Source organism: Georgenia deserti, assembly GCF_042680605.1.
GTDB lineage: Bacteria > Actinomycetota > Actinomycetes > Actinomycetales > Actinomycetaceae > Allobogoriella > Allobogoriella deserti.
The window spans coordinates 1-26,675 of record NZ_JBHUEE010000005.1 but is presented as its reverse complement, the minus strand read 5'-3'; the positions used below and the strand labels follow the sequence as shown (position 1 = coordinate 26,675).

Annotated in this window: 24 protein-coding genes and 1 tRNA gene; 7 read left to right on the top strand and 18 right to left on the bottom strand. The window is 70.8% G+C overall.

What is annotated here, in order from left to right; translation table 11 throughout:
* Positions 1-52 precede the first annotated feature (52 nt).
* From ACFSE6_RS10180 to ACFSE6_RS10170, 3 genes are all read right to left on the bottom strand, one after another.
* Positions 53-124, bottom strand: a tRNA-Gln gene (locus ACFSE6_RS10180).
* A 159-nt stretch (positions 125-283) separates the two neighbouring features.
* The gene (gltX, locus tag ACFSE6_RS10175) at positions 284-1,801 is read right to left on the bottom strand and encodes a glutamate--tRNA ligase (RefSeq protein WP_388006035.1); all 1,518 of its coding nucleotides are present in this window, start codon (positions 1,799-1,801) and stop codon (positions 284-286) included.
* A 56-nt stretch (positions 1,802-1,857) separates the two neighbouring features.
* Positions 1,858-2,631 (bottom strand): fumarylacetoacetate hydrolase family protein, encoded by a 774-nt coding sequence (locus ACFSE6_RS10170; RefSeq protein ID WP_388006032.1) that lies wholly within the window; start codon positions 2,629-2,631, stop codon positions 1,858-1,860.
* A gap of 66 nt (positions 2,632-2,697) precedes the next feature.
* Between ACFSE6_RS10170 and ACFSE6_RS10165 the strand changes: the two genes are divergently transcribed.
* Both ACFSE6_RS10165 and ACFSE6_RS10160 read left to right on the top strand, forming a co-directional pair.
* Complete coding sequence (locus ACFSE6_RS10165; RefSeq protein WP_388006029.1) at positions 2,698-3,627, top strand: 3-methyladenine DNA glycosylase; 930 nt, start codon at positions 2,698-2,700, stop codon at positions 3,625-3,627.
* Complete coding sequence (locus ACFSE6_RS10160) at positions 3,624-4,802, top strand: heparan-alpha-glucosaminide N-acetyltransferase domain-containing protein (protein ID WP_388006026.1); 1,179 nt, start codon at positions 3,624-3,626, stop codon at positions 4,800-4,802. The genes ACFSE6_RS10165 and ACFSE6_RS10160 overlap by 4 nt, the downstream gene beginning before the upstream one ends.
* Positions 4,803-4,807: 5 nt before the next feature.
* On the opposite strand, the gene ACFSE6_RS10155 is transcribed toward ACFSE6_RS10160, so the two are convergent.
* Positions 4,808-6,244 carry an alanine/glycine:cation symporter family protein gene (locus ACFSE6_RS10155; RefSeq protein WP_388006023.1) on the bottom strand — a complete coding sequence of 479 codons (1,437 nt, stop codon included), beginning with the start codon at positions 6,242-6,244 and terminating at the stop codon, positions 4,808-4,810.
* A gap of 133 nt (positions 6,245-6,377) precedes the next feature.
* Here ACFSE6_RS10155 and ACFSE6_RS10150 point away from each other — a divergent pair, with 133 nt between their 5' ends.
* The 3 genes from ACFSE6_RS10150 to ACFSE6_RS10140 all read left to right on the top strand — a co-directional run bounded on the left by ACFSE6_RS10150 (position 6,378) and on the right by ACFSE6_RS10140 (position 10,313).
* Positions 6,378-9,089, top strand: coding sequence for a DEAD/DEAH box helicase (locus tag ACFSE6_RS10150; protein ID WP_388006020.1), 2,712 nt, complete (start codon positions 6,378-6,380; stop codon positions 9,087-9,089).
* A 64-nt stretch (positions 9,090-9,153) separates the two neighbouring features.
* Complete coding sequence (gene ybaK, locus ACFSE6_RS10145) at positions 9,154-9,651, top strand: Cys-tRNA(Pro) deacylase (protein ID WP_388006017.1); 498 nt, start codon at positions 9,154-9,156, stop codon at positions 9,649-9,651.
* Positions 9,648-10,313, top strand: a complete 666-nt coding sequence (locus tag ACFSE6_RS10140) for a pentapeptide repeat-containing protein (RefSeq protein ID WP_388006014.1) — start codon at positions 9,648-9,650, stop codon at positions 10,311-10,313. The genes ybaK and ACFSE6_RS10140 overlap by 4 nt, the downstream gene beginning before the upstream one ends.
* A gap of 3 nt (positions 10,314-10,316) precedes the next feature.
* Here ACFSE6_RS10140 and ACFSE6_RS10135 read toward each other — a convergent pair whose 3' ends face one another.
* From ACFSE6_RS10135 to ACFSE6_RS10120, 4 genes are read right to left on the bottom strand one after another with little or no spacing between them, the layout of a single operon-like run.
* Positions 10,317-10,685, bottom strand: coding sequence for a fluoride efflux transporter FluC (locus ACFSE6_RS10135; RefSeq protein ID WP_388006011.1), 369 nt, complete (start codon positions 10,683-10,685; stop codon positions 10,317-10,319).
* Positions 10,682-11,062: a DUF190 domain-containing protein gene (locus ACFSE6_RS10130; RefSeq protein WP_388006008.1), complete on the bottom strand. Its 381-nt coding sequence runs from the start codon at positions 11,060-11,062 to the stop codon at positions 10,682-10,684. Before ACFSE6_RS10130 ends, ACFSE6_RS10135 begins: the two co-directional genes overlap by 4 nt.
* Positions 11,049-11,531 (bottom strand): fluoride efflux transporter FluC, encoded by a 483-nt coding sequence (locus ACFSE6_RS10125; RefSeq protein WP_388006005.1) that lies wholly within the window; start codon positions 11,529-11,531, stop codon positions 11,049-11,051. Before ACFSE6_RS10125 ends, ACFSE6_RS10130 begins: the two co-directional genes overlap by 14 nt.
* Positions 11,532-11,539: 8 nt before the next feature.
* Positions 11,540-12,154 (bottom strand): HhH-GPD-type base excision DNA repair protein, encoded by a 615-nt coding sequence (locus tag ACFSE6_RS10120; RefSeq protein ID WP_388006002.1) that lies wholly within the window; start codon positions 12,152-12,154, stop codon positions 11,540-11,542.
* A 42-nt stretch (positions 12,155-12,196) separates the two neighbouring features.
* Between ACFSE6_RS10120 and ACFSE6_RS10115 the strand changes: the two genes are divergently transcribed.
* The gene (locus ACFSE6_RS10115; protein WP_388005999.1) at positions 12,197-12,946 is read left to right on the top strand and encodes a YggS family pyridoxal phosphate-dependent enzyme; all 750 of its coding nucleotides are present in this window, start codon (positions 12,197-12,199) and stop codon (positions 12,944-12,946) included.
* Between the two features lie 41 nt (positions 12,947-12,987).
* Here the strand turns inward: ACFSE6_RS10115 and ACFSE6_RS10110 are convergent, their stop codons facing one another.
* The 3 genes from ACFSE6_RS10110 to cimA form a co-directional block, all read right to left on the bottom strand.
* Positions 12,988-13,758 carry a class I SAM-dependent methyltransferase gene (locus ACFSE6_RS10110; RefSeq protein ID WP_388005996.1) on the bottom strand — a complete coding sequence of 257 codons (771 nt, stop codon included), beginning with the start codon at positions 13,756-13,758 and terminating at the stop codon, positions 12,988-12,990.
* Between the two features lie 63 nt (positions 13,759-13,821).
* A complete protein-coding gene (locus tag ACFSE6_RS10105) occupies positions 13,822-14,868 on the bottom strand; it encodes a lipoyl protein ligase domain-containing protein (RefSeq protein WP_388005994.1) in 1,047 nt (348 codons plus the stop codon).
* A 108-nt stretch (positions 14,869-14,976) separates the two neighbouring features.
* The gene (cimA, locus tag ACFSE6_RS10100) at positions 14,977-16,605 is read right to left on the bottom strand and encodes a citramalate synthase (protein ID WP_388005991.1); all 1,629 of its coding nucleotides are present in this window, start codon (positions 16,603-16,605) and stop codon (positions 14,977-14,979) included.
* A 366-nt stretch (positions 16,606-16,971) separates the two neighbouring features.
* Here cimA and ACFSE6_RS10095 point away from each other — a divergent pair, with 366 nt between their 5' ends.
* On the top strand, positions 16,972-17,700 hold the full coding sequence (locus ACFSE6_RS10095) for a class I SAM-dependent methyltransferase (protein ID WP_388005988.1): 729 nt from the start codon (positions 16,972-16,974) through the stop codon (positions 17,698-17,700).
* Positions 17,701-17,723: 23 nt separating this feature from the next.
* Here the strand turns inward: ACFSE6_RS10095 and ACFSE6_RS10090 are convergent, their stop codons facing one another.
* From ACFSE6_RS10090 to ilvD, 7 genes are all read right to left on the bottom strand, one after another.
* Positions 17,724-18,878, bottom strand: a complete 1,155-nt coding sequence (locus tag ACFSE6_RS10090) for a branched-chain amino acid aminotransferase (RefSeq protein ID WP_388005985.1) — start codon at positions 18,876-18,878, stop codon at positions 17,724-17,726.
* Between the two features lie 138 nt (positions 18,879-19,016).
* Positions 19,017-20,072, bottom strand: coding sequence for a 3-isopropylmalate dehydrogenase (locus ACFSE6_RS10085; protein ID WP_388005982.1), 1,056 nt, complete (start codon positions 20,070-20,072; stop codon positions 19,017-19,019).
* Positions 20,073-20,252: 180 nt separating this feature from the next.
* Positions 20,253-21,335, bottom strand: coding sequence for a ketol-acid reductoisomerase (gene ilvC, locus ACFSE6_RS10080; RefSeq protein WP_388006877.1), 1,083 nt, complete (start codon positions 21,333-21,335; stop codon positions 20,253-20,255).
* A gap of 4 nt (positions 21,336-21,339) precedes the next feature.
* On the bottom strand, positions 21,340-21,867 hold the full coding sequence (gene ilvN, locus ACFSE6_RS10075; protein ID WP_388005979.1) for an acetolactate synthase small subunit: 528 nt from the start codon (positions 21,865-21,867) through the stop codon (positions 21,340-21,342).
* A gap of 31 nt (positions 21,868-21,898) precedes the next feature.
* On the bottom strand, positions 21,899-23,752 hold the full coding sequence (locus tag ACFSE6_RS10070) for an acetolactate synthase large subunit (protein ID WP_388005976.1): 1,854 nt from the start codon (positions 23,750-23,752) through the stop codon (positions 21,899-21,901).
* A 228-nt stretch (positions 23,753-23,980) separates the two neighbouring features.
* Complete coding sequence (locus tag ACFSE6_RS10065; protein WP_388005973.1) at positions 23,981-24,640, bottom strand: 4a-hydroxytetrahydrobiopterin dehydratase; 660 nt, start codon at positions 24,638-24,640, stop codon at positions 23,981-23,983.
* A gap of 59 nt (positions 24,641-24,699) precedes the next feature.
* Positions 24,700-26,409, bottom strand: coding sequence for a dihydroxy-acid dehydratase (gene ilvD / locus ACFSE6_RS10060; protein ID WP_388005970.1), 1,710 nt, complete (start codon positions 26,407-26,409; stop codon positions 24,700-24,702).
* Between the last annotated feature and the right edge of the window lie 266 nt (positions 26,410-26,675).

The following is a 26,675-nucleotide window of genomic DNA, read 5'->3' as shown; positions in this document are numbered from 1 at the left end:
CAGCAAATTTGCCTGGTCGAGCTTACCCGAACGATCGGGCCCGCTCAAACCGCTGGGGTACCAGGACTCGAACCTAGACTAACTGAACCAGAATCAGTCGTGCTGCCGATTACACCATACCCCATGGGGGTAGACCGCCGTGCTTCCGCGCGCGGATTTCCGGGGCCGTACCGACGGAAGACATTACCCGAGAGTCGGGCCCGTTCCAAACCGATCAGGGCGCTCGTGACCGTTCTCACGGGTGCCGCCACCCCGGCCTCACCAGGGCCGGCGGGCGACGGCGTCAGGCCTGCTCGGCCAGGCGGGCCCGCAGCGCCCGCAGCCGTGCGATGGTCGACTCGGCTCCGAGGATCTCCATGGACTCGAACAGCGGAGGCGAGACCCGCCGCCCCGTCACGGCCACCCGCAACGGGGTGAACGCGTGTCGGGGCTTGATGCCCATACCGTCGACGATCGCGCCGCGCAGCGCCGACTCGACGGCCGCAGTGCTCAGGGAATCCATCGGCTCGAGCACCGCGAGGGCGGCGTCGAGTACCTCGGCGGCCTCCGGGCGCAGCGCCTTGAGCGCGTCCTCCTCGATCGAGAGGTCCTCGTCGGAGACGAACAGGAATCCGAGCATCCCCGGCGCCTCACCGAGCAGTGTCATCCGCTCCTGCACCAGCGGAGCGGCACGGGTGAGGATCTCCTGGTCCGGTTTGCCGAGGTCCCCGAACGAACGCGTCGAGACGAGGTTCGCGGCGTGCAGGTAGGGAACCAGCCGCGCCCGGAAGTCGTCCGGCGCGAGCAGCCGCACGTGGGCGGCGTTGATGGCCTCGGCCTTCTTGAGGTCGAAGCGGGCGGGGTTCGGATTGACGTCGGCGACGTCGAAGGCCGCGACCATCTCCTCCTTGGTGAAGACGTCGTGGTCGGCCGAGATGCCCCACCCGAGCAGTGCCAGGTAGTTGAGCAACCCTTCGGGCAGGAACCCGCGCTCGCGGTGCACGAAGAGGTCGGACTCGGGGGCCCGCTTGGAGAGTTTCTTGTTGCCCTCACCGGTCACCGTCGGCAGGTGCGCGAAGCTCGGCATCACCGTCGCGACACCGAGATCGAGCAGCGCGCGGTAGAGCGCCACCTGGCGCGGCGTGGAGGAGAGCAGGTCTTCGCCGCGCAGGACGTGCGTGATGCCCATGAGGGCGTCGTCGACGGGATTGGTCAGGGTGTAGAGCGGCTGGCCGTTCCCACGGACGATGACGAAGTCGGGGATGGAGCCGGCCTGGAACCTCACCTCACCTCGGACGAGGTCGGTGAAGGTGATGTCCTCCGCCGGCATCCGCACCCGCAGCACAGGCTCACGCCCCTCGGCGCGAAAAGCGGCCTTCTGCTCCTCGGTCAGGTCCCGGTCGTGGTTGTCGTAGCCGAGCTTGGGGTCGCGGCCTGCGACCCGGTGCCGCTCCTCGACCTCGGCCGGGGTGGAGAAGGACTCGTAGGCGTAGCCAGCATCGACCAGCTTCGCGGCGACGTCGCGGTAGACGTCCATCCGCTCGGACTGCCGGTACGGCTCGTGCGGCCCGCCGACCTCGACGCCCTCGTCCCAGTCGAGACCGAGCCAGTCCAAGGCGTCGAGGATCTGCCGGTAGCTCTCCTCGCTGTCCCGGGCGGCGTCGGTGTCCTCGATCCGGAAGACGAACCGGCCGCCGGTGTGGCGGGCATAGGCCCAGTTGTACAACGCAGTGCGGATCAAGCCGACGTGCGGTGTTCCGGTCGGGGACGGGCAGAAGCGCACACGGACATCGGACGCGGGGGCGGTGGGGTTCTCGCTCATGATCGTCGGTCAGTCTACGCAGCGCCTCCGACCCGGCACGGCACGGCTCAGTCGCGTCAGTCGCGACGCAGCACCGGGTTGGAGAAGCTCCCGATGCCCTCGACCTCGACCTCCACGCGACGGCCCTCCTCGACCGGTCCGACGCCCGCCGGCGTGCCGGTGAGGATGACGTCGCCCGGCAGCAACGTGAACATCGATGAGACGTAGGCGATGAGCTCCGGCACGCCGCGGACCATCTGCGACGTCCGCCCGTCCTGCCGCAGCTCGCCGTCGACCCGTGAGCGCACCGCGAGGTCGCTGACGTCGAGGTCCAGGGCGAGGTACGGGCCGAGCGGGCAGGAGGTGTCGAACCCCTTGGCGCGGGTCCACTGCCCGTCGGTCTCCTGCCGGTCCCGGGCGGTGAGGTCGTTGGCGGCGGTGTAGCCGAAGATCACCTGGTCGACCTTGTCCACCGGGACGTCCTTGCACAGACGCGAGATGACGACGGCGAGTTCGGCCTCGTGGTGGACGTCGCGTGTCCACGGCGGGAGCACAATCGGATCGTCCGGGCCGATCACCGACGTGTTCGGCTTGAGGAAGGTGAGCGGTTCCTCGGGCACCTCGTTGCCGAGCTCGGCGGCGTGCTCGGCGTAGTTGCGTCCGATGCCGACGACCTTCGAGCGCGGGATCACAGGCGAGAGCAGGCGGACGTCTGCGACCGGGACGCGCTGCCCGGTGGTCTCCAGGCCGCCGTAGATCGGGTCGCCCTTGATGGCGACCAGCTCGTCGCTGTCCTCGTCCAGGATGCCGTACTGCGGGTTCTCTCCCGTGATGAATCGTGCGAGGCGCATGCCCGTCAGCTTATGACCCGGCCACCCGCGCCGCCTGCCACCGTCGCGACTCCTACGCTGGGACTCGTGACCGCGACCACCGCCGCCGCACGCCCCCGCGTGCTCGAGGCCGGCACCTGGCGTGCCCGCGAGCGGGCGCACCGGGCGCGCGCCGAGGCGCTCACGGCGGCACGGCGGGCGCGTCGCGCCCGCGGTGAGCGTGACCCCGTCGAGGACTTCTTGTTCGAGTACTACCCGATCCGGCCGGGCAAGCTCGCCCGCTGGCATCCCGGCGTCGGCATCGCGCTCCGCGGGTCCCGGGCCGCCCCGGACCACGCCGCCGTCGAGAAGGAGCTCGCCTCCCGGGCGAGGTGGCGGTGGCACACCACGACCGACGACGGGGTGATCCTCGACGACGCCGCGTACCTGGCGGACCGCTCCGACGGCGTGCGGTGGCTGCACGAAGTGCTCTCCCGCACGGCGCGGCGACCGGCTCATCTCGGCTGCCTGGGCCTGCACGAGTGGGCCATGGTCTACCGCGACCGCGACCACCGGCACGATCTGCCGCTGCGGCTGGGCCAGGAGGGGACGGACGCGGTGGTCGAGGCGCATCCGATCCGTTGCTCCCACTTCGACGCGTTCCGGTTCTTCACCGGAGCGGCACGCCCGCGCAACCGGCTGCAACCGACCCGGGCCAGCCAGCCGGACCTCGAGCAGCCCGGCTGCCTGCACGCGAACATGGATCTACTCAAGGCCGCCAACATCCTGGGCCCGGCCTGTCCGGGCGAGCTACTACTGGACTGTTTCGAGCTGGCCCGGGACATCCGGGTGCTCGACATGCGAGCCTCGCCGTACGACCTGCGCGACCTCGGCCACGAACCGGTCGCCATCGAGACCGCCGCGGGCCGCGCCGAGTACATCGGCCACCAGCGACGGTTCGCCGAGCGCGCGGCGCCGTTGCGGGACCGGCTCATCGAGGTCACGCGGGCGCTGCTGGGCAATAGGCTCGAGCCGTGACCACCCCGCCGCACGGCTCCCCGCCGCACCACGCCCCGGCGGCCCTCACCCCGCGGCAAGCCACACCGCCGCCGGCGGGCGCATCCGCTCCCGGGGCACAGCCGCGCCCCACGCGACTCACGGGCATCGACATCGCACGCGGCGTCGCCATCCTCGGCATGTTCACCGCCCATCTCGGTGACGACGCCCCGGGCGGCGGCGCCGACCCCTCGTGGCTCATGCTGGCCGACGGCCGCTCCGCCGCGCTGTTCGCCTTCCTCGCCGGGGTCTCGCTCGCCCTGTCGACCGGGCGCACGCGCCCACCGAGCGGTGCCGCGATGACCAGGGCACGCCTGCGCATCACCTACCGGGCCGGGATGCTGTTCATCCTCGGCGCGTTGCTCATTCTCCTCGAGACCCCGCTCTACGTCATCCTGCCCGCATACGCGGCGATGTTCCTCCTAGCGCTGCCCTTCCTCGGCGCGAATCGCGGACGGCTCGTCCTCGGTGCCGCGACGTGCGCGATCGTCTCCCCGGCGGTGATCTTTCTCCTCACCACCCCGCTGCACGCGGGCGGGCGCAGCATCGTCGGTGGCTGGACGGGGTGGGAGGACCCGGTCGAGTCCGAGCTGGACATCCTCGCCACCGGTCATTACGCGGCGCTGATCTACTCCGCGTTCATCCTGCTAGGCCTCGCCGTCGGCCGCTCGAACCTCACCTCGGTACGGTTCCAGGCCGGGATGATCGCCGCCGGCACGCTGCTCGCCACCGTGGCCTGGGGCTCCTCCCGCCTGCTGCTGGACGCCGGCGCGGCGAAGGGGTCGCCGTACCTGTACCACCTGGTCAACGGCGAACCGCACGAGTACAGCCCGGTCGAGATCGTCGGCTCCTGCGGCACGTCGCTGGCGGTGACCGGGCTGCTGCTGATCCTCACCCGGCCGGGTCGCCCGGGCCGAGTGGTCGCCGCGATCTGCTCCCCCGTCGCCGCCGCGGGGTCGATGAGCCTGACGCTGTACACGGGGCACATCGTCGCCATCGCCATCCTCGGCAACGACGTGGTGTGGTACCCGGAATCGAACGGCGTGCTCATCGTGTTCATCGTCGTCGCGCTCGTCTTCGCCTGGGCGTGGCGCCACGTTCTCGGTCAGGGACCGCTGGAACGGGCGCTGGCGGTGCTGACGGACACCGGGCGCTGACCGGCTCAACCCCACACGTCCTCCGGCAACCGGTCACGGACCGGCCGCGGGAGGTGCTCAGCGGCCACGAACTGCATCTTGGCACCGCGGTCGGAACGCCGCTCGTAGTCCCGCAGCACCCGTGCGACGGTGGGCGTCAGACGGACCAGGGCGACCAGGTTGATCACGGTCATCAGGCCGACCAGCACGTCCGAGACCGCCCACACCGTGGTGAGGGTGAGGATTGCGCCGAGCCCGGTCGTCGCGACCGTGACGAGCCCGAGCACCCGCTGCGCCCGGCCGCCGCCGAGGTAGTCGAGGTTGACCTGGGCATAGGCGTAGGCCCCGAGGATCGAGGAGAACGCCAGCACGAAGATCATCACGGTCATCGGCCACGCGGTCCACGTCCCGAGGGCCGCGGCCACGGCGTCCTGGGTCAGCGAGGCGCCGGCGGACTCCGGCGTGACACCGGGGGTGTACACGGCCGGCCCGGCCAGCAGGATGACCACGGCGGTGGCCGTGCAGACGACAACGGTGTCGATGAAGACGCCGAGAGACTGCATCAGCCCCTGCTGCACTGGGTGGGCCACCGTCGCCGTGCCGGCGGCGTTGGGGGTCGTTCCCATCCCCGCCTCGTTGGAGAACAGCCCGCGCCGGACTCCGTTGAGGATGGCGGCGATGACCCCACCCCCCGTGCCGGCGAGTGCCTCGTCGAGCCCGAAGGCGCCACGGATGATCTGGGTGAGCGCCTCCGGCACGGCCGTCGCGTTGGTGACCAGGACGATGACGGCCAGCAGGAGGTAGGCGAGCGCCATCAACGGCACGAGGTATTCAGCCACCCGGGCCACCGAGCGGACACCACCGAGGAGAACCGGGGCGGCCAGTGCCATGAGGGCCACGGCGCTCCAGCCCGGAGCGAGACCGTGGCCGGCGAGCGCACCGGAGACCGTGTTCGCCTGGACCATGACGACACCGAATGTCATGGCCAGCACGCACAGGGCGGCGAACAGGGCGGCCAGCCCGCGCGAGCCGAGTCCTCGGCGGATGTAGAAGGCCGGGCCGCCCCGGAAGGTGCGGTCGCGCCAGCGCTCCTTGAACACCTGCGCCAGGATCGCCTCGCTCAGCGCGGTCGCCATGCCGACGGCGGCGACCACCCACATCCAGAACACGGCACCCGGGCCGCCCAGCGCCAGGGCGATGGCCACGCCCGCCACGTTTCCGATGCCGACCCGGGTGGCCAGACCGACCGCGAAGGCCTGGAAGGAGGAGATCCCGCCGCCGGCGCCGCGGCGGGAGCCGACCACGGTCCGGATCATCCGCCCCAGGTGACGGACCTGCACACCCCGCAGGCGGACGGTCAGGTACAGCCCCACACCAAGCAGCGCGGTGGCCAGCACCCATGCGTACAGCCAGTCGGAGAAGGCGACGGCACGGCCTTCGAAGGTCGCGAGGAACTCGCTCACGTCTCTGCCCCTCCGGGCCCGCAGGCCCCGGTCGTCTCGTTTCAGCCGCTCAGCGTCGCATACCGGCGCGGCGTCGGCGAGACGAGCGCACGCCCGCGACCGGCCCCAGGTCGGGTGGTGAGAGGATTCGCAGATGCCCGACGTCACCGCCGCACCCTTGAATCTCGCGCTGGACGACCTCGAGGACGGCGGCGCCGGACAGGACCCGGACGCCGTCTACACCGCCTACGAACAGTGGGCGCAACGAGCTGGCTTGGCGCTCTACCCCCACCAGGAGGAGGCCCTGCTCGAACTGAACACCGGCTCGCACGTGATCCTCGCCACGCCCACCGGCTCGGGGAAGTCGCTGGTGGCCGTGGGTGCTCTCTTCTCCGCCCTGGCCACCGGCCGCACGGCGTTCTACACCGCGCCGCTGAAGGCCCTGGTCTCGGAGAAGTTCTTCGATCTGGTCGAGCTGTTCGGCTCGGCGAACGTCGGGATGGTGACCGGGGACACGGCAATCAATCCCGAGGCGCCGATCATCTGCTGCACGGCGGAGATTCTCGCCAACCAGGCCCTGCGCGACGGCGCCGGGACCGACGCCGGCGTCGTCGTCATGGACGAGTTCCACTTCTACGCCGATCCGCAGCGCGGCTGGGCATGGCAGGTGCCGCTCCTCGAGCTGCCGGACGCGCAGTTCGTCCTCATGTCCGCCACGCTCGGTGACGTCACGTTCTTCCGCGAGGACCTGACTCGCCGCACCGGCCGGGAGGTTGCCGTCGTCGACGACGCCGAGCGCCCCGTCCCACTGTCCTTCGCCTACGCCGTGGAGCCGGCTCAGGACCTGCTGCTCCGCCTCGTCGAGGAGGGCCGCTCCCCCGTCTACGTGGTGCACTTCTCGCAGAAGGACGCCGTCGAGCGCGCCCAATCGTTGACCTCGGTCCAGGTCGCGAGCCGCGAGCAGCGCGACCGGATCGGCGAGGCCATCGGCGACTTCCGGTTCGGGCGGGGGTTCGGGCAGACACTCTCGCGGCTGCTGCGCCACGGGGTCGGTGTCCACCACGCCGGCATGCTGCCGCGGTACCGGCGGCTCGTGGAGCGCCTGACCCAGCAAGGGCTGCTCGGCGTCGTCTGCGGGACGGACACTCTCGGCGTCGGCATCAACGTGCCGATCCGCACGGTGGTGATCACCGCCCTGGCCAAGTTCGACGGTGAGCGCATGCGCCATCTCAGCGCTCGCGAGTTCCACCAGGTCGCCGGTCGTGCCGGCCGCGCCGGGTTCGACGACGAGGGCGAGGTCATCGTGCTGGCGCCCGAGCATGAGATCGAGAACGCCAAAGCACTCGCCAAGGCCGCCGGGGACGAGAAGAAACGGAAGAAGGTCGTGCGGAAGAAGCCGCCGCCGGGGTCGGTGAACTGGACCGAGAAGACCTATCTGCGGTTGCGCGACGCCCAGCCGGAACCGCTGACGAGCCAGTTCCGGGTGAGCCACACGATGGTGCTGGCGGTGCTCACGCGCCCGGGCGACCCCGTCGCGGCGATGTACCGGCTGGTCACCGACAACCACGAACCCCCGGCCTATTCGGCGGCCGGGCGCGCGGACTCGTCCTCGGCTCCCACGCAGACCCGCAACCCGCACCTGCGGCGAGCGGTGGAGATCTACCGCTCGTTGCGCACGGCCGGCGTCGTCGAACACCGCGGGGCGGCATGGCGTCGGGAGCATCCTGGTGAGCCGTACGTGCGGCTCACGGTCGACCTGCCCCGTGACTTCGCGCTCAACGCTCCCCTGTCGCCGTTCGCGCTGGCAGCGATCGACCTGCTCGACCCCGAGTCACCGGACTTCCCCCTCGACGTCGTCTCCGTGGTCGAGGCCACCCAGGAGGACCCGCGCCCGCTTCTCTACGCGCAGCAGCATGCCGCCCGCGGCGAGGCTGTCGCGGCGATGAAGGCGGAGGGGATCGAGTACGAGGAGCGGATGGCGCTCCTCGAGGAGGTGACCTGGCCGCGGCCGCTGGCGGAGCTGCTCGAGGCGGCGCTGGAGACCTACCGGCAGACGAATCCGTGGGTCACGGACTACGAACTGAAGCCGAAATCCGTGGTGCGGGAGATGGTCGAGCAGGCCATGACCTTCTCCGAGCTGGTCTCGCGGTATCAGCTCGCCCGTTCCGAGGGGGTGATCCTGCGCTACCTCACCGACACCTACCGAGCACTGCGCCAGGTGGTGCCCGACCGGGCCCGGACCGAGGAGGTCGAGGCGATCATCGCCTGGCTCGGCGACCTCGTCAGGTCCGTGGACTCCTCGCTGCTGGATGAGTGGGAGGCCCTGGCCGCCGGCGCGGCCGCCTCCGCCGGCGCCGCCGGAACGCCGGAGACGGCGGTCAGCAGCGGCGGCACCGAGCGTCGATTCGGCGAGAGAGACGACGGCGAGCTTCCCCTCACCCGGAACCGGCACGCGTTCCGGGTCGCGGTGCTGGGCGCCATATTCCACCGGGTGGAGCTGCTCGCCCGGGAGGCCTACGGCGCGCTCGCGGAGCTCGAGGCCGAGGTCGGCGGGTGGCAGGCACAGGAGTGGCAGGAGCGGATCGCCCCGTTCTGGGACGAGTACGAGTGGGTCGGCATCGGCCCCGAGGCCCGCGCGGCGTCCCTCGTGCACATCGTCGAGCAGCCGGAGGCGGCCGACCTGCCCGCTGATGTCGCCGACGGCGTCGACCCCATCGAGCCACCGGACCGGTCCTGGCTCGTGCGGCAGACGTTCGACGATCCCGAGGGCGACCGTGACTGGGGCCTGACCGCACTGGTGGATCTGGACGCCTCGGACCGGGCGGGGAAACCGGTGGTCCGGACGCTCGCTCTCGGGCCACGCTGAGGAGACGAACGCCGACACGGGGCTGACCGCATGAACAGGCAGGGCACATGAGCAGGCAGGGCACATGAGCAGCAAGAGCGCACGGACGGCCGCCGGGACCCCCGCACTGGCCGCGCTGAGCGAGGCCGGCGTCCCGCACCACACGCGCGGATACGACCACGACCCACGAGCGGAGGACTTCGGCGCGGAGGCCGCCGCAGCCCTCGGCGTCGATCCGGCCCGGGTGCTCAAGACCCTGGTGGCCGAGGTGGACGGGGCCCTCACGGTCGCCGTGGTCCCGGTCTCCGGCCGGCTCGACCTCAAGGCGCTGGCCACCGCCGTCGGGGCGAAGCGGGCCGATCTCGCCGACCCGCGGGCCGCCGAACGGGCCACCGGCTACGTGGTGGGCGGTATCGCTCCTCTGGGGCAGCGCCGGCGACTGCCGACCGTCGTCGACGTCTCGGCGCTCGATCACGAGACGATCCTGGTCAGCGCCGGGCGGCGCGGCCTGGACGTCGAGCTGGCCCCGGCGGACCTCGTCACCCTGACCGGTGCGCTGGTGGCTCCCGTGGCGCGGCCGTGAGCGGCGCTGCGCGGCGCCGGCCGCCCGCGCCGCCGCGGGTGAGCGAGCCGGAGGTCGCCGCCCACCTGACGCCGTGGGCTGGGGCTCTTCCCGACGGTGGCACGGTCACTTCAGCCGATCTCGGTCAGGCAGAACTGACGGTCCTCGAGGAGGTCCAGATCGAGACGTCGTCACTGGATCGGGCCCGGGCCGGCGGCGCCCACTGGGAACGCACGAGCCTGGTGGACTGCCGACTCGACGGCGCCGACCTGGCGAACCTGCGCGCCCGCGACCTTGCGCTCACGAGGTGCGCGCTGCGCGAGTCGCGTCTGGTCGGCGGACAGTTGGTCCGGTCGCGGCTGCAGGCGGTCCAGCTCGAGAACGTGGCGGCGAACCTCACGAGCTGGCACGAGAGCACGTGGCGGCGCGTCGTGCTGCGCGGCTGTGATCTGCGCGAGGCAGACCTGACCGGCGCCGCGCTGAGCGATGTCCTGTTCGACGAGTGCGATCTCGCCGGCGCTCAGCTGTCCGGGGTGCGGTGCGAACGCGTCCGACTCACGGGTTGCCGGCTGAGCGGGCTCGGCGGCGTGGAGGCGTTGCGTGGGGCCAGCGTCGGTGAGGCGGACGCCGTCGAACTGCTCCCGGCGATGGCCCGGGCCATGGGGATCCGGATCGAGAAGTGAGCCTCAGGCGAGTGCCCCGCCCAGAGCGAGGCCGCCGGCGGCCGCGCCCAGGCCTGCGACAAGGCTGAGCACAACGTTCCCGGCGGCGGACGACCACGACCCGCTCTGCGCGAGCCGGACCGTCTCGTAGCCGAAGGTGGAGTAGGTCGTCAGCGCGCCGCAGAATCCGACCCCGACGGCGAAGCGCAGCCACTCGGGGCCCCCAGCGCCCAGGAGCGCGGTGACCAGGCCGAGCAGGAACGAACCGGCGACGTTGACGACGAGGGTGCCCCAGGGGAATGCGCCACCGGTGCGGGCCTGCACCGCCCGGTCGGTCGCGTAGCGCAGCGGAGCGCCGAGGCCGCCCCCGAGCACGACGAACAGCACGGTCACGACTCGGTCCCGCGGCCCGCCCGATCCGTCTGCCCACCGTTGTGGCGCTTGCCGAAGGCGTGGACGACGGTGACGTCGTCCACGATCGCCAGCCCGGCGGTCACCAGCCCTTCCAGTCGGGGCAGGAACGCCTGGATCTTCTCCGCCTCGTCCACGATGACGACGGCGACCGGCAGGTCCTCGCTGAGGCTCAGGATGCGAGAGGTGTGGATGCGGTGCAGCGCGCCGTACCCCTCCAGGCCGCGGAAGACGGCGGCACCGGAAAGCCCGAAATCGTGGGCACGCTGGACGATCTCGGAGTAGACCGGCCGGTGCTTCCACTGGTCGGCCTCGCCGACGAAGACCGTCAGGCGTTGCACCGCGTCACCAGGTCTCATCGTCACCAGCTCCAGGGTTCGGTGCGGGGGCGTCTGAGGCGGGTCGGGGGCCACGGCGGGCGCGGCCGGCGATGCCCTGAACGGCGGCGAGTCCGGCCACGACGCCGGCGAGCGCCGTCACGAGGGTGCCGGCGAGATAGAGGAGGGCGGTCCCCGCCTCACCGGCGGTGACCAGGCGACCGATCTCGACTGCGTATGTGGAGAAGGTGGTCATGCCGCCGAGCACGCCGACCCCGACGAACGGGCGGAGCAGCCGGTGCGGGGTTCCGGCCAGGTCGATCACTCCCATGAGCACCCCGATGGCCAGGCATCCGGCGACGTTCGCCACCCATGTGCCCCACACGCCCGCCCCGCCCTCGGGCACGAGGACGGACAGGCCGTAGCGGGCGGCGGCCCCCGCGGCGCCGCCGAGGGCGATGACGGCGTAGACGTCGAGGTTCCGGTGGCGGGCTGGCGATAGCGCGGTCATGTGGCCGCTCAGGAGCCGGCAGAGGCGGCGGGCTGGTTCGCCTTGGTCGCCTTCGCGGCCTTGGCGGCCGCCTTGGCCGCGCGCTTCGTCTCCCGGACCTTCGTCAGGGAGTCGGCGTCGACGATGTCGGCCACCGAGCGGAAGGCGCCGTCCTCGCCATAGGCCCCCGCGGCCTCACGCCACCCGGGAGCTTGGAGTCCGCGCTGCTTGCCGAGCAGGGCGAGGAAGATCTGGGCCTTCTGGGCGCCGAACCCTGGCAGGGCCTTCAGGCGGCGGAGGATCTCGCGACCGTCGGGGTCGTCCCGGGTCCAGATGACGGCGGCGTCGCCGTCGTAGTCGGCGACGACGGCGGCGCACAGGGTCTGGATCCGGCCGGCCATCGAGCCCGGGTACCGGTGCACGGCAGGAGGGGTACGGCAGACCTCGGCGAGCTCGTCCGGGTTGATGGTGGCGAGCCGGTGGGCGTCGAGGCCGCCGAGGCGCTCGGCGAGCTTGTGCGGACCCGCGAACGCGGTCTCCATCGCGACCTGCTGGTCGAGCAGCATCCCGATGAGCAATGCGAGAGGGTCCTCGCTGAGGAGGGTGTCGGCGTCCTCGTCGCCGGTGATGTGCAGGCGCGTCATGAGTCGAGTCTGCCACTGCCGGGCGCCGGTACGCTCTGCCGCGTGGTAGGCGAGCACATCGACACCGGGCAACTGGCTGCGAATCTCGCGTCGGCACGGCAACGTGTGGCCGACGCCGCCCGCGCGGCCGGTCGTGACCCGGGTGAGGTCCGCCTGCTCCTGGCCGTCAAGACCCAGTCCGCCGACGTGGTGCGCGCCGTCGTCGAGGCCGGTGCGGATCTGCTCGGGCACAACCGGGCACAGGAGCTTGCGGCCACGGGCCCGGCACTGGCCGAGCCGGGCACGCCGCCGCACGAGATGCACTTCATCGGGCATCTGCAGACCAACAAGATCAACCAGGTCCTGCGCTGGGCAGGCTGCGTGCAGACCGTGGACTCCCTGCGGCTGGCGGACAAGCTCGATGCCGCCGTCTCGCGACGGGCGGCCGACGGCGCGCCGCCCGAGCCGCTGGACGTCATGGTGCAGGTGAACACGTCCGGCGAGGCGACGAAGGCCGGCGTGGCGCCGGAGCGAGCCGTCGAGCTCGCCTCCGCGGTCGGCCGGCTGAAGCACCTGCGGCTACGCGGGCTGATGACGATCGGTGCGCACACGCCGGAGGAGGCCGTGGTCCGTGCCTCCTACGACGACCTGGCCGCGCTGCGGGCCGAGATCCTCGCCTCCGGCGCACCGGGGACGGACGGGGCCGGCGAGCTGTCGATGGGGATGAGTGCGGACCTCGAGACCGCGGTGGCCGCCGGCGCCACCATGGTCCGGCTCGGCACCGCTGTCTTCGGCCCGCGACCGGCCCCCTGACCGCCGCTGCCCCACCGAGTCGTCACTCCTGTGCCGACTCGTCATCGCCGTGCCGACTTGTCGATCCTGCGCGCCTCGATCAGGTGCCGGGTCGAGTGCGCGACGAACGCCCCGTCGGCGCGGATCATGGCGTCGAGGTCCTGAAGCCGGTCGCGGTAGCGATCGACCGTGAAGTCGGGGACCCACCACACGCACTTGCGCAGGGTCCAGACGACCGCGCCGACGTCGTAGAACTCCATGCGCAGCCGTGCGGTGCGCAGATCGACGACCTCGAGCCCGGCCGCGCGCGCCTCGTCCGCCTCCGCCGCGGGATCGCGGGCCGTGCGTGCGTGCGTTTGGGGACCGAGGAAGAACTCGATGAGCTCGAACGCCGACGCCGGGCCGACGTGCTGGGCCAGGTAGCTCCCGCCCGGGGCCAGCACCCGGGCGATCTCCGACCAGGCTGGCCGGACCGGGTGGCGGCTGGTGACGAGCTCGACGGAGGCGTCGGCGACCGGGAAGGCTCCACCGTCGTCCGGGGGCAGCACCTCGACCCCGCGCGGCCCGAGACGCTCACGCGCTCGGGCGAGATTGGGGGGCCAGCCTTCGACCGCCACCATCCGCGGCGGCAGCACCGGCGCGGCGTCGAGCACCTCCCCACCACCGGTGTCGACATCCAGCGCGGAGCCGACTCGGGCCAGCCGATCGGCCATCAACCGCGCATATCCCCATGGCGGGCGTTCCTCGCGCGCCCGGCTCTCGAGCCAGTCGAATCCCCACCCGGAGACGTCGGCGGCCGCTGCCTCGGTCACGAGCTCGTCGAAGGTACGCACGCGCTCCATCGTGGCGGCCGGGCCGCCCGGCGGAAAAGGTCAATTCCGCGGTGACCGCACGCACTACGGCACGCGGTAGGTCCATTCCCGGGACAGGAATTTGGTCTCCATGAGCTCGTGGGCCCGGGCGAGCTCGGCAGAGGTGATCTCGGACTCGCGGGTGCGGTACCGGCCACGGAAGTGCTCCAGGAAGGCGGCGATGATGTCCTCGCGCGCCATCCCGGTCTGTGAGCGCATCGGGTCCACGCGCTTGTTGGCGCTGGTCGTGCCCTTGTCCGAGAGCTTCTCGCGGCCGATACGGAGCACGTCGAGCATCTTGTCGGCGTCGATGTCGTAGGACATGGTCACGTGATGGAGCACGACGCCGGAGGCGAACCGCTTCTGTGCGGCGCCGCCGATCTTGCCCTGCTCCGAGGCGATGTCGTTCAGCGGGACGTAGCGGGCCCGTACACCGACGTCGGCGAGGGCACCGAGGACCCAGTCGTCGAGGAAGGCGTAGGACTGCTCGAAGGTGAGCCCCTCGACGAGGGACTCGGGCACCACGAGGGAGTACGTGATGCAGTTGCCGGCCTCCATGAACATCGCCCCGCCGCCGGAGATGCGCCGTACCACCATCATGTCGTGCCGGCGCAGGCCGTCCTCGTCGACCTCGTTGCGAACCGACTGGAAGGACCCGATCACCACGAGCGGCGAGTTCCACTCCCAGATCCGCAGGGTCGGGCCGCGGCGGCCGGCGGCGACCTCCTCGGGGATGACCTGGTCGAGCGCCACGTTCAGCGCCGGGTGAATCGCCTCGCCGTGGACGACGTCGAAGGTGTGGTCGCTCCAGCTCGTCGCCCGGCCGAGCGCACGCCGGACGGCGATCCCGACGGCGTCGGGGCCGAAGCCCATCATGGTGGCGCCGTCGAGCGTGCCGGAGACGGACTGGGCGAGCTGGGCGGCGGTGGCGGACTCGGGCATGCCCGTCAGGGCGGCGTCGATATCCTCCAACGCGCTGTCCGGTTCGAGGAAGAAGTCGCCGGAGATCCGGACCCGTGCCAGCCGCCCGTCCTCGACGTCGACGTCGGCCACGACGAGTTTGCCACCGGGGACCTTGTACTCACCGTGCACTCCGCCAGCCTACGTCGGGGCCCGCCGCGGTGCGGGGCACCGGTTCGCCTGCTGCGCGCGACGGTGGCGGTCGAGGCGCGGATCCCGGCCCGCGACCGACAGCACCGGTCAGCGAGGCTCCACGCCACGGTGCAGCAGACCCCAGGTCACCGAGTCGGTCAGCGCCTCCCAGCTCGCCTCGATGATGTTCGTCCCGACGCCGACCGTGGACCAGCTGTCCACGCCGTCCGAGGTGTCGATGAGTACCCGGATCGTGGCGTCGGTGCCCTGCTGCGAGTCGAGAATCCGGACCTTGTAGTCGATGAGCTCGAAGTCCTCGATCTCCGGGTAGGTCCCCAGCAGGGCGCCGCGGAGCGCGTGGTCGAGGGCGTTGACGGGGCCGTTGCCCTCCCCGGTGCTGATGGTGCGGCCGTGTCCGGTACGCAGCTTGACTGTGGCCTCGGAGTCCGCCGCCGTCGGGCCGGCGTCCGGGCGGTGCTCGACGAACGTGCGCCAGCTCTCGACCTCGAAGAACCGCGGGCCGCGGCCGCCGTCGAGCTCGGCGCGGAGCAGTAGCTCGAAGGAGGCGTCGGCGGCGTCGTAGGTGTATCCACCGGCCTCGGCGGCCTTGACGCGGGTGGTGATGCGCTGGAGCAGTTCCGGCTGGCCGGACAGATCGAACCCGAGCTCGCGGCCCTTGAGTTCGATGGAGGCACGGCCGGCCATCTCGGAGACGAGCATGCGCATGTCGTTGCCGACCGCCACCGGATCGATGTGCTGGTACAGATCCGGGTCCACCCGGATCGCGGAGGCGTGCAGACCGGCCTTGTGGGCGAAGGCGGACGCGCCGACATACGGCTGGCGCGGGTGCGGCGCGATGTTCGTGATCTCGGAGATGGCGTGCGCGATCCGGCTTGCCTCGGCAAGTCCGGGCAGCCGGACCGCGTCGAGCTTGAGGTCCAGATTGGCGGCGCAGGTGACCAGGTCGGCGTTGCCGGTGCGCTCGCCGTAACCGTTGACCGTTCCCTGGATGTGTTCCGCGCCCGCGGCGACGGCCGCGAGCGTGTTGGCCACGGCGCAGCCGGAGTCGTTGTGGGCGTGCATCCCGAGCCGCCCGGTGGTGCGGGCACGCACGTCGGTGACGATCTCGGTGACCAGGTGCGGCAGCATGCCGCCGTTCGTGTCGCACAGGACGACGGTCGTGGCTCCGGCGTCGAAGGCGGCCTGGACGCAGGCCAGCGCGTACTCGCCGTCGTAGCGGTAGCCGTCGAAGAAGTGCTCGGCATCGACGACCACCTCGCGGCCGAGCCCGGCGAGATACCGCACGGTAGCGGCGATCATTCGGAGGTTCTCCTGGCCGTCGGTACGTAGCGCACGTTCGACGTGGCGGATGTCGGACTTGGCGACCAACGTGATGACCGACGCCTCGGAATCCACCAGCGCCTGGACCTGGGGGTCCTCGTGAGGTTGGGCGCCGGCGCGACAGGTCGCGCCGAAGGCGGCCAGACGGGCGTGGCGAAGGTCGAGTTCCTTGGCCGCCCGCGCGAAGAACTCGGTGTCCTTGGGCACGGCACCGGGCCACCCGCCCTCGATGTAGTCGACGCCCAGTTCGTCCAGCAGCGCGGCGATGGCGACCTTGTCGGCGACAGAGAGGTTCATGCCCTCCTGCTGTGCTCCGTCGCGCAAGGTCGTGTCGTAGATCTCGACGGTCCCGGCGGTGCTCGGCGCGGGTGTCACGGCCTCGGCTTGGGTCTCCATCGTGCTCCTCCGGCATCACTGGCGACGCCGCCCGGCTCTCCGGCGGGGTGCTGCCGGTATCGGTGCCGGTCAGGACTCTCCTGCCGGCGACGTTGCCGGAGGCGGTGGTTCCGGCAACAAAAAGACCCCCCGGGGTGCGGGAGGTCTGCGCATCGAGCGGGTGTGCCCGATGCGCTAGCCGATAATAAGCCGGAACTGCGTCACGCCAGGCAGTATGCCACAACGTCCAGCTCCCGGACCAGCTGTCCAAGGTGCGGACGAGCCTCGGTCGCTCGTCGAGCTCGAGTGCGTCCGTCCTGGCACGCCCGGGGCCGGCCCTGCGGGAAATCCGTCGACACCGAACGCGGAGCCGAGCACGCTGGCGCCATGACGAACAGTCAGGTCTGGGACGAGGAGGCGGCCCGCCGGTACGACGAGACGACGGCGGACCTGTTCTCCCCCGAGATGCTCGGCCCGACCGTGGATCTCCTGGCCGAGCTGGCAGACGGTGGCCGAGCGTTGGAGTTCGCGATCGGCACGGGCCGGGTCGGTCTGGCGCTCGCCGAACGCGGCGTGCCCGTGACCGGAATCGAGCTCTCGGAGCCCATGGCGGCCCAGCTCCGGGCGAAGGCCGGCGCCGAATCGCTGCCGGTGGTCATCGGGGACATGGCCACCGCCCGGGTTCCTGGCGAGTTCTCACTCGTGTACCTCGTGTTCAACACGATCTCGAACCTGCTCACCCAGGACGAGCAGGTGGAGTGCTTCCGGAACGCGGCCCGGCACCTGTCCCCGGGCGGGCGGTTCGTCATCGAGCTCGGCGTGCCCGCGTTGCGGCGGCTACCGCCCGGGCAGCTGGCGGCGCCGTTCGAGATCTCGGAGCAGCACCTGGGCTTCGACACCTACGACTTGGCGAGCCAGCGCCTGACCTCCCACCACTACTGGCCGCAGACCGGTCACCACGGCCTCAGCGAGCACCGTTTTCTGTGGCCGGCCGAGTGCGACCTCATGGCTCGGCTCGCCGGCCTCGAGTTCGAGGCCCGGTACGCCGACTGGGACCGGAGCGCGTTCACCGGCGACTCCGCCGGTCACGTCTCCATCTGGCGCAGGCCCGCCTGAGAGCCACACTGCCGGCGAACGGTTCAGACGAGCCGGTACATCCAGTCGTGCGGATCCGGCCGCCGTCCGTACTGGATCGCGGTCAGTTCCTCGTAGAGCCCGGTCGTCACCGGTCCGGCAGCGCCGTCACCGACGACGGCGTCCCAGTCCGCCCCCGCCAGCCGGCCGATCGGGGTCAGCACCGCCGCGGTGCCGCAGGCGAACATCTCCACAACCTCGCCCGAGCGCAACTGACTGCGGAGCTCGTCCAGATAGATCGTGTCCTCACGCACCTCACGCCCGGCGTCCCGGAGGAGTTCGATGATGGCGCCACGGGTGCCGCCCTCCAGGATCGTCCCGGTCAACGACGGCGTCCGCAGGCTGCCGTCCCGGTGGACGACGAAGAGGTTCATCCCACCGAGCTCCTCGAGATAGGAGTTGGTGGCGGCGTCCAGGAAACAGACCTGGGCGAAGCCCTTCTCCCCGGCCTCCTGCTGCGGCAGGAGCGAGGCGGCGTAGTTACCCCCGGTCTTGGCGGCACCCATCCCGCCGGCACCCGCGCGGTGGTGGTGCTGGGAGACCCAGATTTCGACCGGCTGGAAGCCGTTGACGAAGTAGGGGCCGACGGGCGAGGCGATGACGAGGTATTCGACCTCGTGCGCGGGCCGCACCCCGAGAAACGGTTCGGTGGCGATCATGAAGGGCCGCAGGTAGAGGCTGGCCCCGGGCGTGGCGGGGACCCAGCGTTCGTCGGCGGCGACCAGCGCCGCGAGGGACGCGACGAAGTCCTCCTCGGGCAGTTCGGGCAGCGCGAGGCGCCGTGCCGAGGCGTTCATCCGGGCCGCGTTGAAGCCCGGGCGGAACGTCCAGACCGAGCCGTCCTGGTGGCGGTAGGCCTTGAGGCCTTCGAAGATCTCCTGGGCGTAGTGCAGCACCGCCGCAGCCGGTGAAAGCGTCAACGGCTCGTACGGGCCTGTGCGCCGGCCCCGCCAACCGGACTGCGGTGTCCACGTGGCGCGGACCATGTGATCGGTGAAAGAGACACCGAAAGCCAGGGCATCCATGCATCGCCGGTACGTCTCCGCGTCGGCCGGCGCCGGGTTCGCGGTGAGCGGGAAGCGGCCGGCCAACTCGGCAGCCGGCGGCAGTTCGGCGGCCGTGGGACCGGTGAGGAGCTCGAGGTCGGATGAGGTACTCATGGTGGGCGAGGCCCTTCTTCGCGTCAGATCTGCTGAGGGGACGGTATCGCCGTCGGCCGCCGGGTGTGCGGCGACCGGGACGGTAGGCGGGCTGCGGTGCCCGCGGATCGTCGGCGCGGCCGGGCACGGCCGCGCGGCTCAGCTGGATACTCGTGCGCCGACGCGGGCGGCCAGGGCGTCCCCGACCTGGGTGGTGGTTCGAGGGCTGCCGTCGCGTGCGGCAAGGTCCTCGGAGACCGCCCGGGCCACCCGTGCGGACTCCTCGCTCAGGCCGAGGTGCTCCAGCAGTAGTCCCACGGAGAGCACCGTCGCCGTCGGGTCGGCGGTTCCGGTACCCGCGATGTCGGGCGCGGAGCCGTGCACCGGCTCGAACATGGACGGCGCCGACCGGTCGGGGTTGATGTTGCCGGACGCGGCCAGTCCGATGCCGCCGGTGATGGCGGCGGCGAGGTCGGTGAGGATGTCACCGAAGAGGTTGTCGGTGACGATCACGTCGAACCGTCCAGGATCGGTGACCAGGTAGATGGTCGCGGCGTCCACGTGGGCATAGTCGACGCTGACCTCGGGGTACTCGGTGGCGACCGTCTCCACGGTCCGGCGCCACAAATGGCCCGCGTGGACGAGAACGTTGTGCTTGTGGACCAGTGTGAGCTTCCTGCGCGGCCGCGCCTGCGCCCGCGCGAACGCGTCGCGCACCACCCGCTCGACACCGTAGGCCGTGTTCACCGAGACCTCGTTGGCCACCTCGTGCGGCGTCCCCACCCGGATCGCTCCGCCGTTGCCGACGTACGGGCCCTCGGTGCCCTCACGCACGACGACGAAGTCGACCTCACCGGGATCGGCCAGCGGGGTCCTCACGCCGGGGAAGAGCGTGGAGGGCCTCAGGTTGACGTAGTGCTCGAGCGCGAAGCGCAGCTTGAGCAGCAGCCCACGCTCGAGCACACCGGACGGCACAGTCGGATCACCGATCGCACCGAGGAGGATGGCGTCGTGCCCGCGGATGGTCTCCAGATCGGCATCGGTGAGCGTCTCGCCGGTGGCGTGCCACCGCTTCGCCCCGAGGTCGAGTTCGGTGGTCGAGACGGACACGCCCGAGTCGGAAACCGCGGCCTCGAGCACCTTCAGCCCTTCAGCCACGACCTCCGGTCCGATGCCGTCACCTGCGATAACGGCCAGGTCGATCGTCCGCGTCATGTCTGCACCCTATCGTCGGCCGTCACCATCTGGGACGGCGGTCTCACTTTGCGGTCACCGGGCTCCACCCTGCCGACACTGCCCGAGCCGGTCCGTCCCCTCGGGACGCCGGCGGGTGGAGAGGGCGGGTGGAGAGAACGCCGGCGCTGTCGTGACAGCTCTCTCCACCCGGCCCCGCGGCTACCGCGCGACGCTTCCCTCGGTGTAGTCCTGGTCGCGGGTCTCGGTCCAGGCGAAGAGCTTGCGCAGCTCGCGGCCCGTGGTCTCGATCGAGTGCTGCTCACCGCGGGTGCGCAGCTCCTTGAACTCCGGGCCACCCGCGTCCTGGTCGGAGATGAACCGGTCGGCGAACGCGCCGGACTGGATGTCCGCGAGGACCTCCTTCATCCGCTCCTTGACCTCGGGCGTGATGACGCGGGGACCGGAGACGTAGTCCCCGTACTCCGCGGTGTCGGAGATCGACCAGCGCATCTTGGAGATGCCGCCCTCCCACATGAGGTCGACGATGAGCTTCATCTCGTGCAGCACCTCGAAGTAGGCGACCTCGGGCTGGTAGCCGGCCTCGGTGAGTGTCTCGAACCCGGACTGGATCAGCGCCGTCACACCACCGCAGAGCACCGTCTGCTCACCGAAGAGGTCGGTCTCGGTCTCCTCGGTGAACGTGGTCTTGATGCCGGCGGCCCGCAGCCCACCGATCGCCTTGGCGTAGGACAAGGCCAACGCCCACCCCTGCCCGGAGGCGTCCTGCTCCACGGCCACGATGACCGGCACGCCTCGGCCGGCCTCGAATTCCCGGCGCACCGTGTGCCCGGGGCCCTTCGGCGCGACCATGCAGATGTCGTGGCCCGCGGACGGCGCGATGTACCCGTAGCGGATGTTGAAGCCGTGCGCGAAGAACAGCGCCGCGTCCGGCTTGAGGTTGGGTTCGATCTGCTCGCTGTAGAGGGTCCGCTGGACCTGGTCGGGGGCGAGGATCATGACGACGTCGGCCGCGGCCACCGCGTCCGCCACGGTGGCGACGGCCAGCCCCTGCTCCTCGGCCTTGGACCACGAGGAGGAACCCTCCCGCAGCCCCACGACGACGTCGACGCCGGAGTCGCGCAGGTTCAGGGCATGGGCGTGCCCCTGGCTGCCGTAGCCGACGATGGCGACCTTCTTGGACTGGATGAGGGACAGGTCGGCGTCGTCGTCGTAGTACAGCTCGGCCACGGTGAATCTCCTTCTCTCGGGGTGGTGCCGTGCGGTGACGCACGGCGGGTGGATGTGCTCAGGCGGACCGGACGGCCTTCTCGTGCGCCCGGTCGGTCATGGAACGGGGCCCGCGGGCGATCGCCACGGCACCGGACTGGACGATCTCCCGCACGCCGTGCGGCTCGAGCGCGGTCAGCAGCGCCCGGATCTTGTTCTCCGACCCGGTCGCCTCGATGGTCACAGCGTCGGGAGCGACGTCGACCACGTGCGCCCGGAACAACTCGACCACCTGAAGCACGGCGGTGCGCGAGGAGTCGTCTGCCCTGACCTTGACGAGCAGCAGCTCACGCTGGACCGAGTGCTCGGGGTCGAGCTCGACGATCTTCAGCACGTTGACCAGCTTGTGCAGCTGCTTGGTCACCTGCTCCAACGGCGCCTCGGCCGCATCGACGACCACGGTGATCCGCGAGATCTCCGGATGTTCGGTGGGGCCGACCGCCAGGGAGTGGATGTTGAACGCCCGCCTGGCGAACAGGGCCGAGACGCGGGTCAGGACGCCCGGCTTGTTCTCCACCAGCACGGAGAGGGTGTGCCTGGTGCTCATCGATCGCTCCTCGCTCGCGCGCTCGTACCGCTCATTCGTCTCGGTCCCATTCGGGGGTGATGCCCTTGGCGTACTGGATGTCGTCGTTACTCACGCCTGCGGCGACCATCGGCCAGACCATGGCGTCCCGACTGACGACGAAGTCGACGACGACGGGCTGATCGTCGATCTCCTCGGCGCGTTTGATGGTGGCGTCGACGTCGGCCGTCGACTCGCACCGGAGCCCGACGCAACCGTAGGCCTCGGCGAGCTTGACGAAGTCGGGGATCTGCCGGGTCTCGTGCCCGGTGTGCAAGTCGGTGTGTGCGTACCGTCCGTCGTAAAACAGGGTCTGCCACTGGCGGACCATCCCCAGGGAGGAGTTGTTGATCAGCGCGACCTTGATGGGGATGCCCTCGAGCGCGCACGTGGCGAGTTCCTGATTGGTCATCTGGAAGCAGCCGTCACCGTCGATCGCCCACACGGTCGCGTCCGGGCGGCCGACCTTCGCGCCCATCGCCGCCGGCACCGAGTACCCCATGGTGCCCAGACCACCGGAGTTCAGCCAGGTCCGTGGGTGCTCGTAGCGGATGAACTGCGCCGCCCACATCTGGTGCTGGCCGACGCCTGCGACGTAGATGCTCTCCGGCCCGGAGATCTCACCGAGCCGCGAGATGACGTGCTGCGGAGCCATGAGGCCGTCCTCCGTGGGAGTCCAGCCGAGCGGGTAGGTGGTCCGCAGATCGTCGAGCTGGTGCCACCAGCCCTCCAGATCGGGGCGCCCGTGCTGGGCCTGGGCGGCCTGCAAGGCTGTGGTCAGATCTGCCGCGACCTCGCGCAGGTCACCGACGATCGGCACGTCCGCGGTGCGGTTCTTGGAGATCTCGGCCGGGTCGATGTCCGCGTGGACGATGGTGGCCTTCGGTGCGAAGCTGTCGAGCTGTCCGGTGACACGATCGTCGAACCGCGCGCCGAGAGCGACCACGAGGTCGGCCATCTGCAGCGAGGCGACCGCCGGCACGGAGCCGTGCATCCCAGGCATACCGAGGTGCTGGGGATGGGAGTCGGGCACGACGCCGCGGGCCATCAACGTGGTGACCACAGCCGCGCCCGAGAGGTTGACCAGCTCGAGCAGTTCCGCGTGCGCCTGCGCGCGGATCGCTCCCCCGCCGATGTACAGCACCGGCCGGCGAGCGGTCGCCAGCAACCGAGCGGCCTCCCGGATCTGCCGTGCGTGCGGCTTGGTCACCGGGCGGTAGCCGGGCAGGTCCATCTGCGGCGGCCAGACGAAGTCCGCCTCGGCCTGCTGGGCGGACTTGGCCACATCCACCAGGACCGGTCCTGGACGCCCCGTCGAGGCGATGTGGAACGCCTCGGCAATCCGTGCCGGAATCTCCGAGGCGTCGGTGACGAGGAAGGAGTGCTTGGTGATCGGCATCGTGGCGCCGACGATGTCCGCCTCCTGGAAGGCATCGGTGCCGATGGCACTGGCCCCCACCTGCCCGGTAACCGCCACGACCGGGACGGAGTCCATGTGGGCGTCCGCCAACGCGGTCACGAGGTTCGTGGCACCGGGCCCGGACGTGGCCATGCAGACGCCGACCTTGCCCGTCGCCGACGCGTAGCCGCTCGCGGCGTGCCCGGCGCCCTGCTCATGGCGGACGAGGATGTGGCGCAGCTTGGTGGAGTCGAACAGCGGGTCGTAGGTGGGCAGGATCGCACCACCGGGCATGCCGAAGATCGTGTCGACACCCTGCTCCTCCAGTGCGCGGATCACATTGCGCGCGCCGGTGGAGGGCTCGGTGATGCGCGCCGCCGGACGGGACGCTACCGACGGCGTCACCGTGTCGGCAGCCGCGGTGGGTGCGGCGGGACGTGGCGGCGCCGGGTGCGGTGCCTGGGCCATCTGTGGCCTCCCTTGGTGTGGTCGCGGTCTCGGTCCGGAAGAGTGCCTGGGCATGAAAAAACCCCTCGTCCCGTGACCCGGGATCCCGAGGGGTAGCGCGCAGCCCAGTCGCCCAGCGAGCGGGTGCGCGCTAGCTAAGTACTACGAGCTGGTGGTGCTGCATGACATGAACCATAGACCGTGTCGGCCCCGTCGTCATCCTCGAGCCAGGATCTCTCATATCGTGGATCACGAGTTCGACTTGTGGGACGCACGAGTCGTGTGCAGGCTGGCGAGGTTTCCCCCGGCGTCGGCGAGCACGACGCGTGCCGGCATCCCGGCCTCGTCCACGATCCGACCGCCGGCCTTCGTCGCCTGCGCCACCCGGTCCTCGAGGGTCTCTCCCGCCACGTGGATCTCGAGGCACGGTCTCCCTCCCGGGCCGGTGCCGACCAAGCGCACCGGCGGCAGTCGCCCGTCCCGATCGTTGAGCTCGACCGGCTTGGAGCCTTCAGCCGTGCGATGGCCGAGGACGGCCTGCCAGAAGGGTGCGACGGCACTCGCGTCGTCGGCCGGCAGCGCGAAGGCAAGGGACCTGCACCGGGCCGGCTCCGCCGGGACGTCCATGTCGCGGGCAAGTTCCGAGATCCGTTCTGCGAGAGCGACGTCGCGCTCGGTGAGCCCGCCGGCGCTGTGCGTCACGAGGGTGAGATGCACCCGGGCGAAGCGGAGGTCGAGATCCGGGTGGTGATTCAGGGCCTCCGCGACATCGACCACGCGCGAGACGAACTCGGCTCCGCGGACCATGGTTCGGCTCCGGAAGCTGGCCGCCAGGCGCCCGTCCAGCACCCGCCAGTCCGCGAGAGACGGACGGGACTCGACCTCGCCGGGCGAGAGCACCGTTGCCATAAGGGCATGCTCGCACGGCCGCCCGGCGCCGTCGAGGGCACGCGCGCCGTCGGGCTCCACTACTCGAGGATGGCCCCTCGAGACGCGGATTTGACGAGCTTGGCGTACTTGCCCAGCACGCCCTTGGTGAACGACGGCGGCAGGGGCCGCCAGCCTTGCCGACGGCGTTCCAGCTCGGCCGGCTCGACAAGCAGGTCGAGTGTTCCGGAGGCCACGTCCAGGCGGATGCGGTCGCCGTTCTGTACGAACGCGATCGGGCCGCCGTCGACCGCCTCAGGGGCGATGTGGCCCACGCAGAGCCCGGTGGTGCCCCCGGAGAAGCGGCCGTCGGTCATGAGCAGGACGTCCTTGCCGAGTCCGGCGCCCTTGATAGCGCCCGTGATCGCGAGCATCTCGCGCATCCCCGGTCCGCCCTTGGGTCCCTCGTACCGGATGATGACGACGTCGCCGTGCGTGATGGTGCCGTCGGCAAGCGCGTCGAGGGCATGCTGCTCACGTTCGAACACGCGGGCCGTGCCCTCGAAGACGTCCTCCTCGAAGCCTGCGGACTTCACGACCGCTCCCTCAGGGGCGAGCGTGCCATGCAGCACGGTCAGCCCACCGGTGGGCGCGACCGGGTCGGCGGCGGTGCGCAGAACCTCTCCGTCCGGGTCGGCCGGACGAAGCACCTCGAGGTTCTCCGCGACGGTCTTCCCGGTCACGGTCATGCAGTCACCGTGCAGGATCCCGGCGTCGAGGAGCTGCTTCATGACGACCTGGATGCCGCCGACCCGGTCGACGTCGTTCATGACGTACTGGCCGTAGGGCTTGAGGTCGGCGATGTGTGGCACCTTCGCGCCGATACGGGCGAAGTCGTCCAGGGTGAGATCGACCTCCGCCTCGTGGGCGATCGCGAGCAGGTGGAGCACGGCGTTGGTCGAACCGCCGAAGGCCTGCACCACGGCGATGGCGTTCTCGAACGCCTTCTTCGTCATGATGTCCCGGGCCGTGATGCCCTGCCGGAGCATGCTCACCACGGCCGTGCCGGCCTGGCGGGCGGCCGCGTCACGACGGCGGTCGGCCGAGGGCGGTGACGCGGACCCCGGGATGGACATCCCCATCGCTTCGGCGACGGTGGCCATCGTGTTCGCCGTGTAGTAGCCGCCGCAGGCACCTTCACCGGGGCAGATGGCGCGCTCGATCCGGTCGACGTCCTCCTCGCTCATCAGCCCCCGACTGCACGCGCCGACCGCCTCGAAGGCGTCGATGATCGTCACCGCCTTCTCGGTGCCGTCACTCAGCTTGACCCAGCCGGGCATGATCGAGCCGGCATAGACGAACACACTGGCCAAGTCGAGCCTCGCGGCGGCCATGAGCATGCCGGGCAGCGACTTGTCGCATCCAGCCAGCAAGATCGAACCGTCGAGCCGCTCGGCCATCATGACAGTCTCGACCGAGTCGGCGATGAGGTCGCGCGAGACGAGAGAAAAATGCATCCCCTCGTGCCCCATCGAGATCCCATCAGAGACCGAGATCGTGCCGAACTGGAGCGGGAAACCGCCCCCACCGTGCACGCCGTCCTTGGCGGCCTGGGCGAGGCGGTCGAGCGAGAGGTTGCACGGCGTGATCTCGTTCCACGAGCTCGCGATGCCGATCTGCGGCTTGCGGAAGTCCTCGTCGTCCATTCCGACGGCGCGCAGCATCCCGCGCGCGGCCGTGGCCCCGAGGCCGTCGGTCACCGTGCGGCTCCGCGGCTTGATGTCGGGTGATTCCGTCGCGTCCGTGCTCATACCGCGAGTCTAGGACGACACTCCAACGCACCGGCGCCGTGGCCGAAGTGCGGACGAAGCAGACAGCAGAGCAGCGCTGAGCCCCTATTGCAGCGGGGCGACGCCTGCCTGGTTTTCGGGTTTGGGGTGTGAGGGAGCCGGGCTGGAACGCGAGAAGGGCCCCGGGGCGGGGGGCCGCGGTGTGCGGTACCCCCCCTTTCCCGGGACCCTTCTCGGATATTTAACGTGTGTGTACGGCGGTGTCCTGCTCTCCCACACGCTCGCGC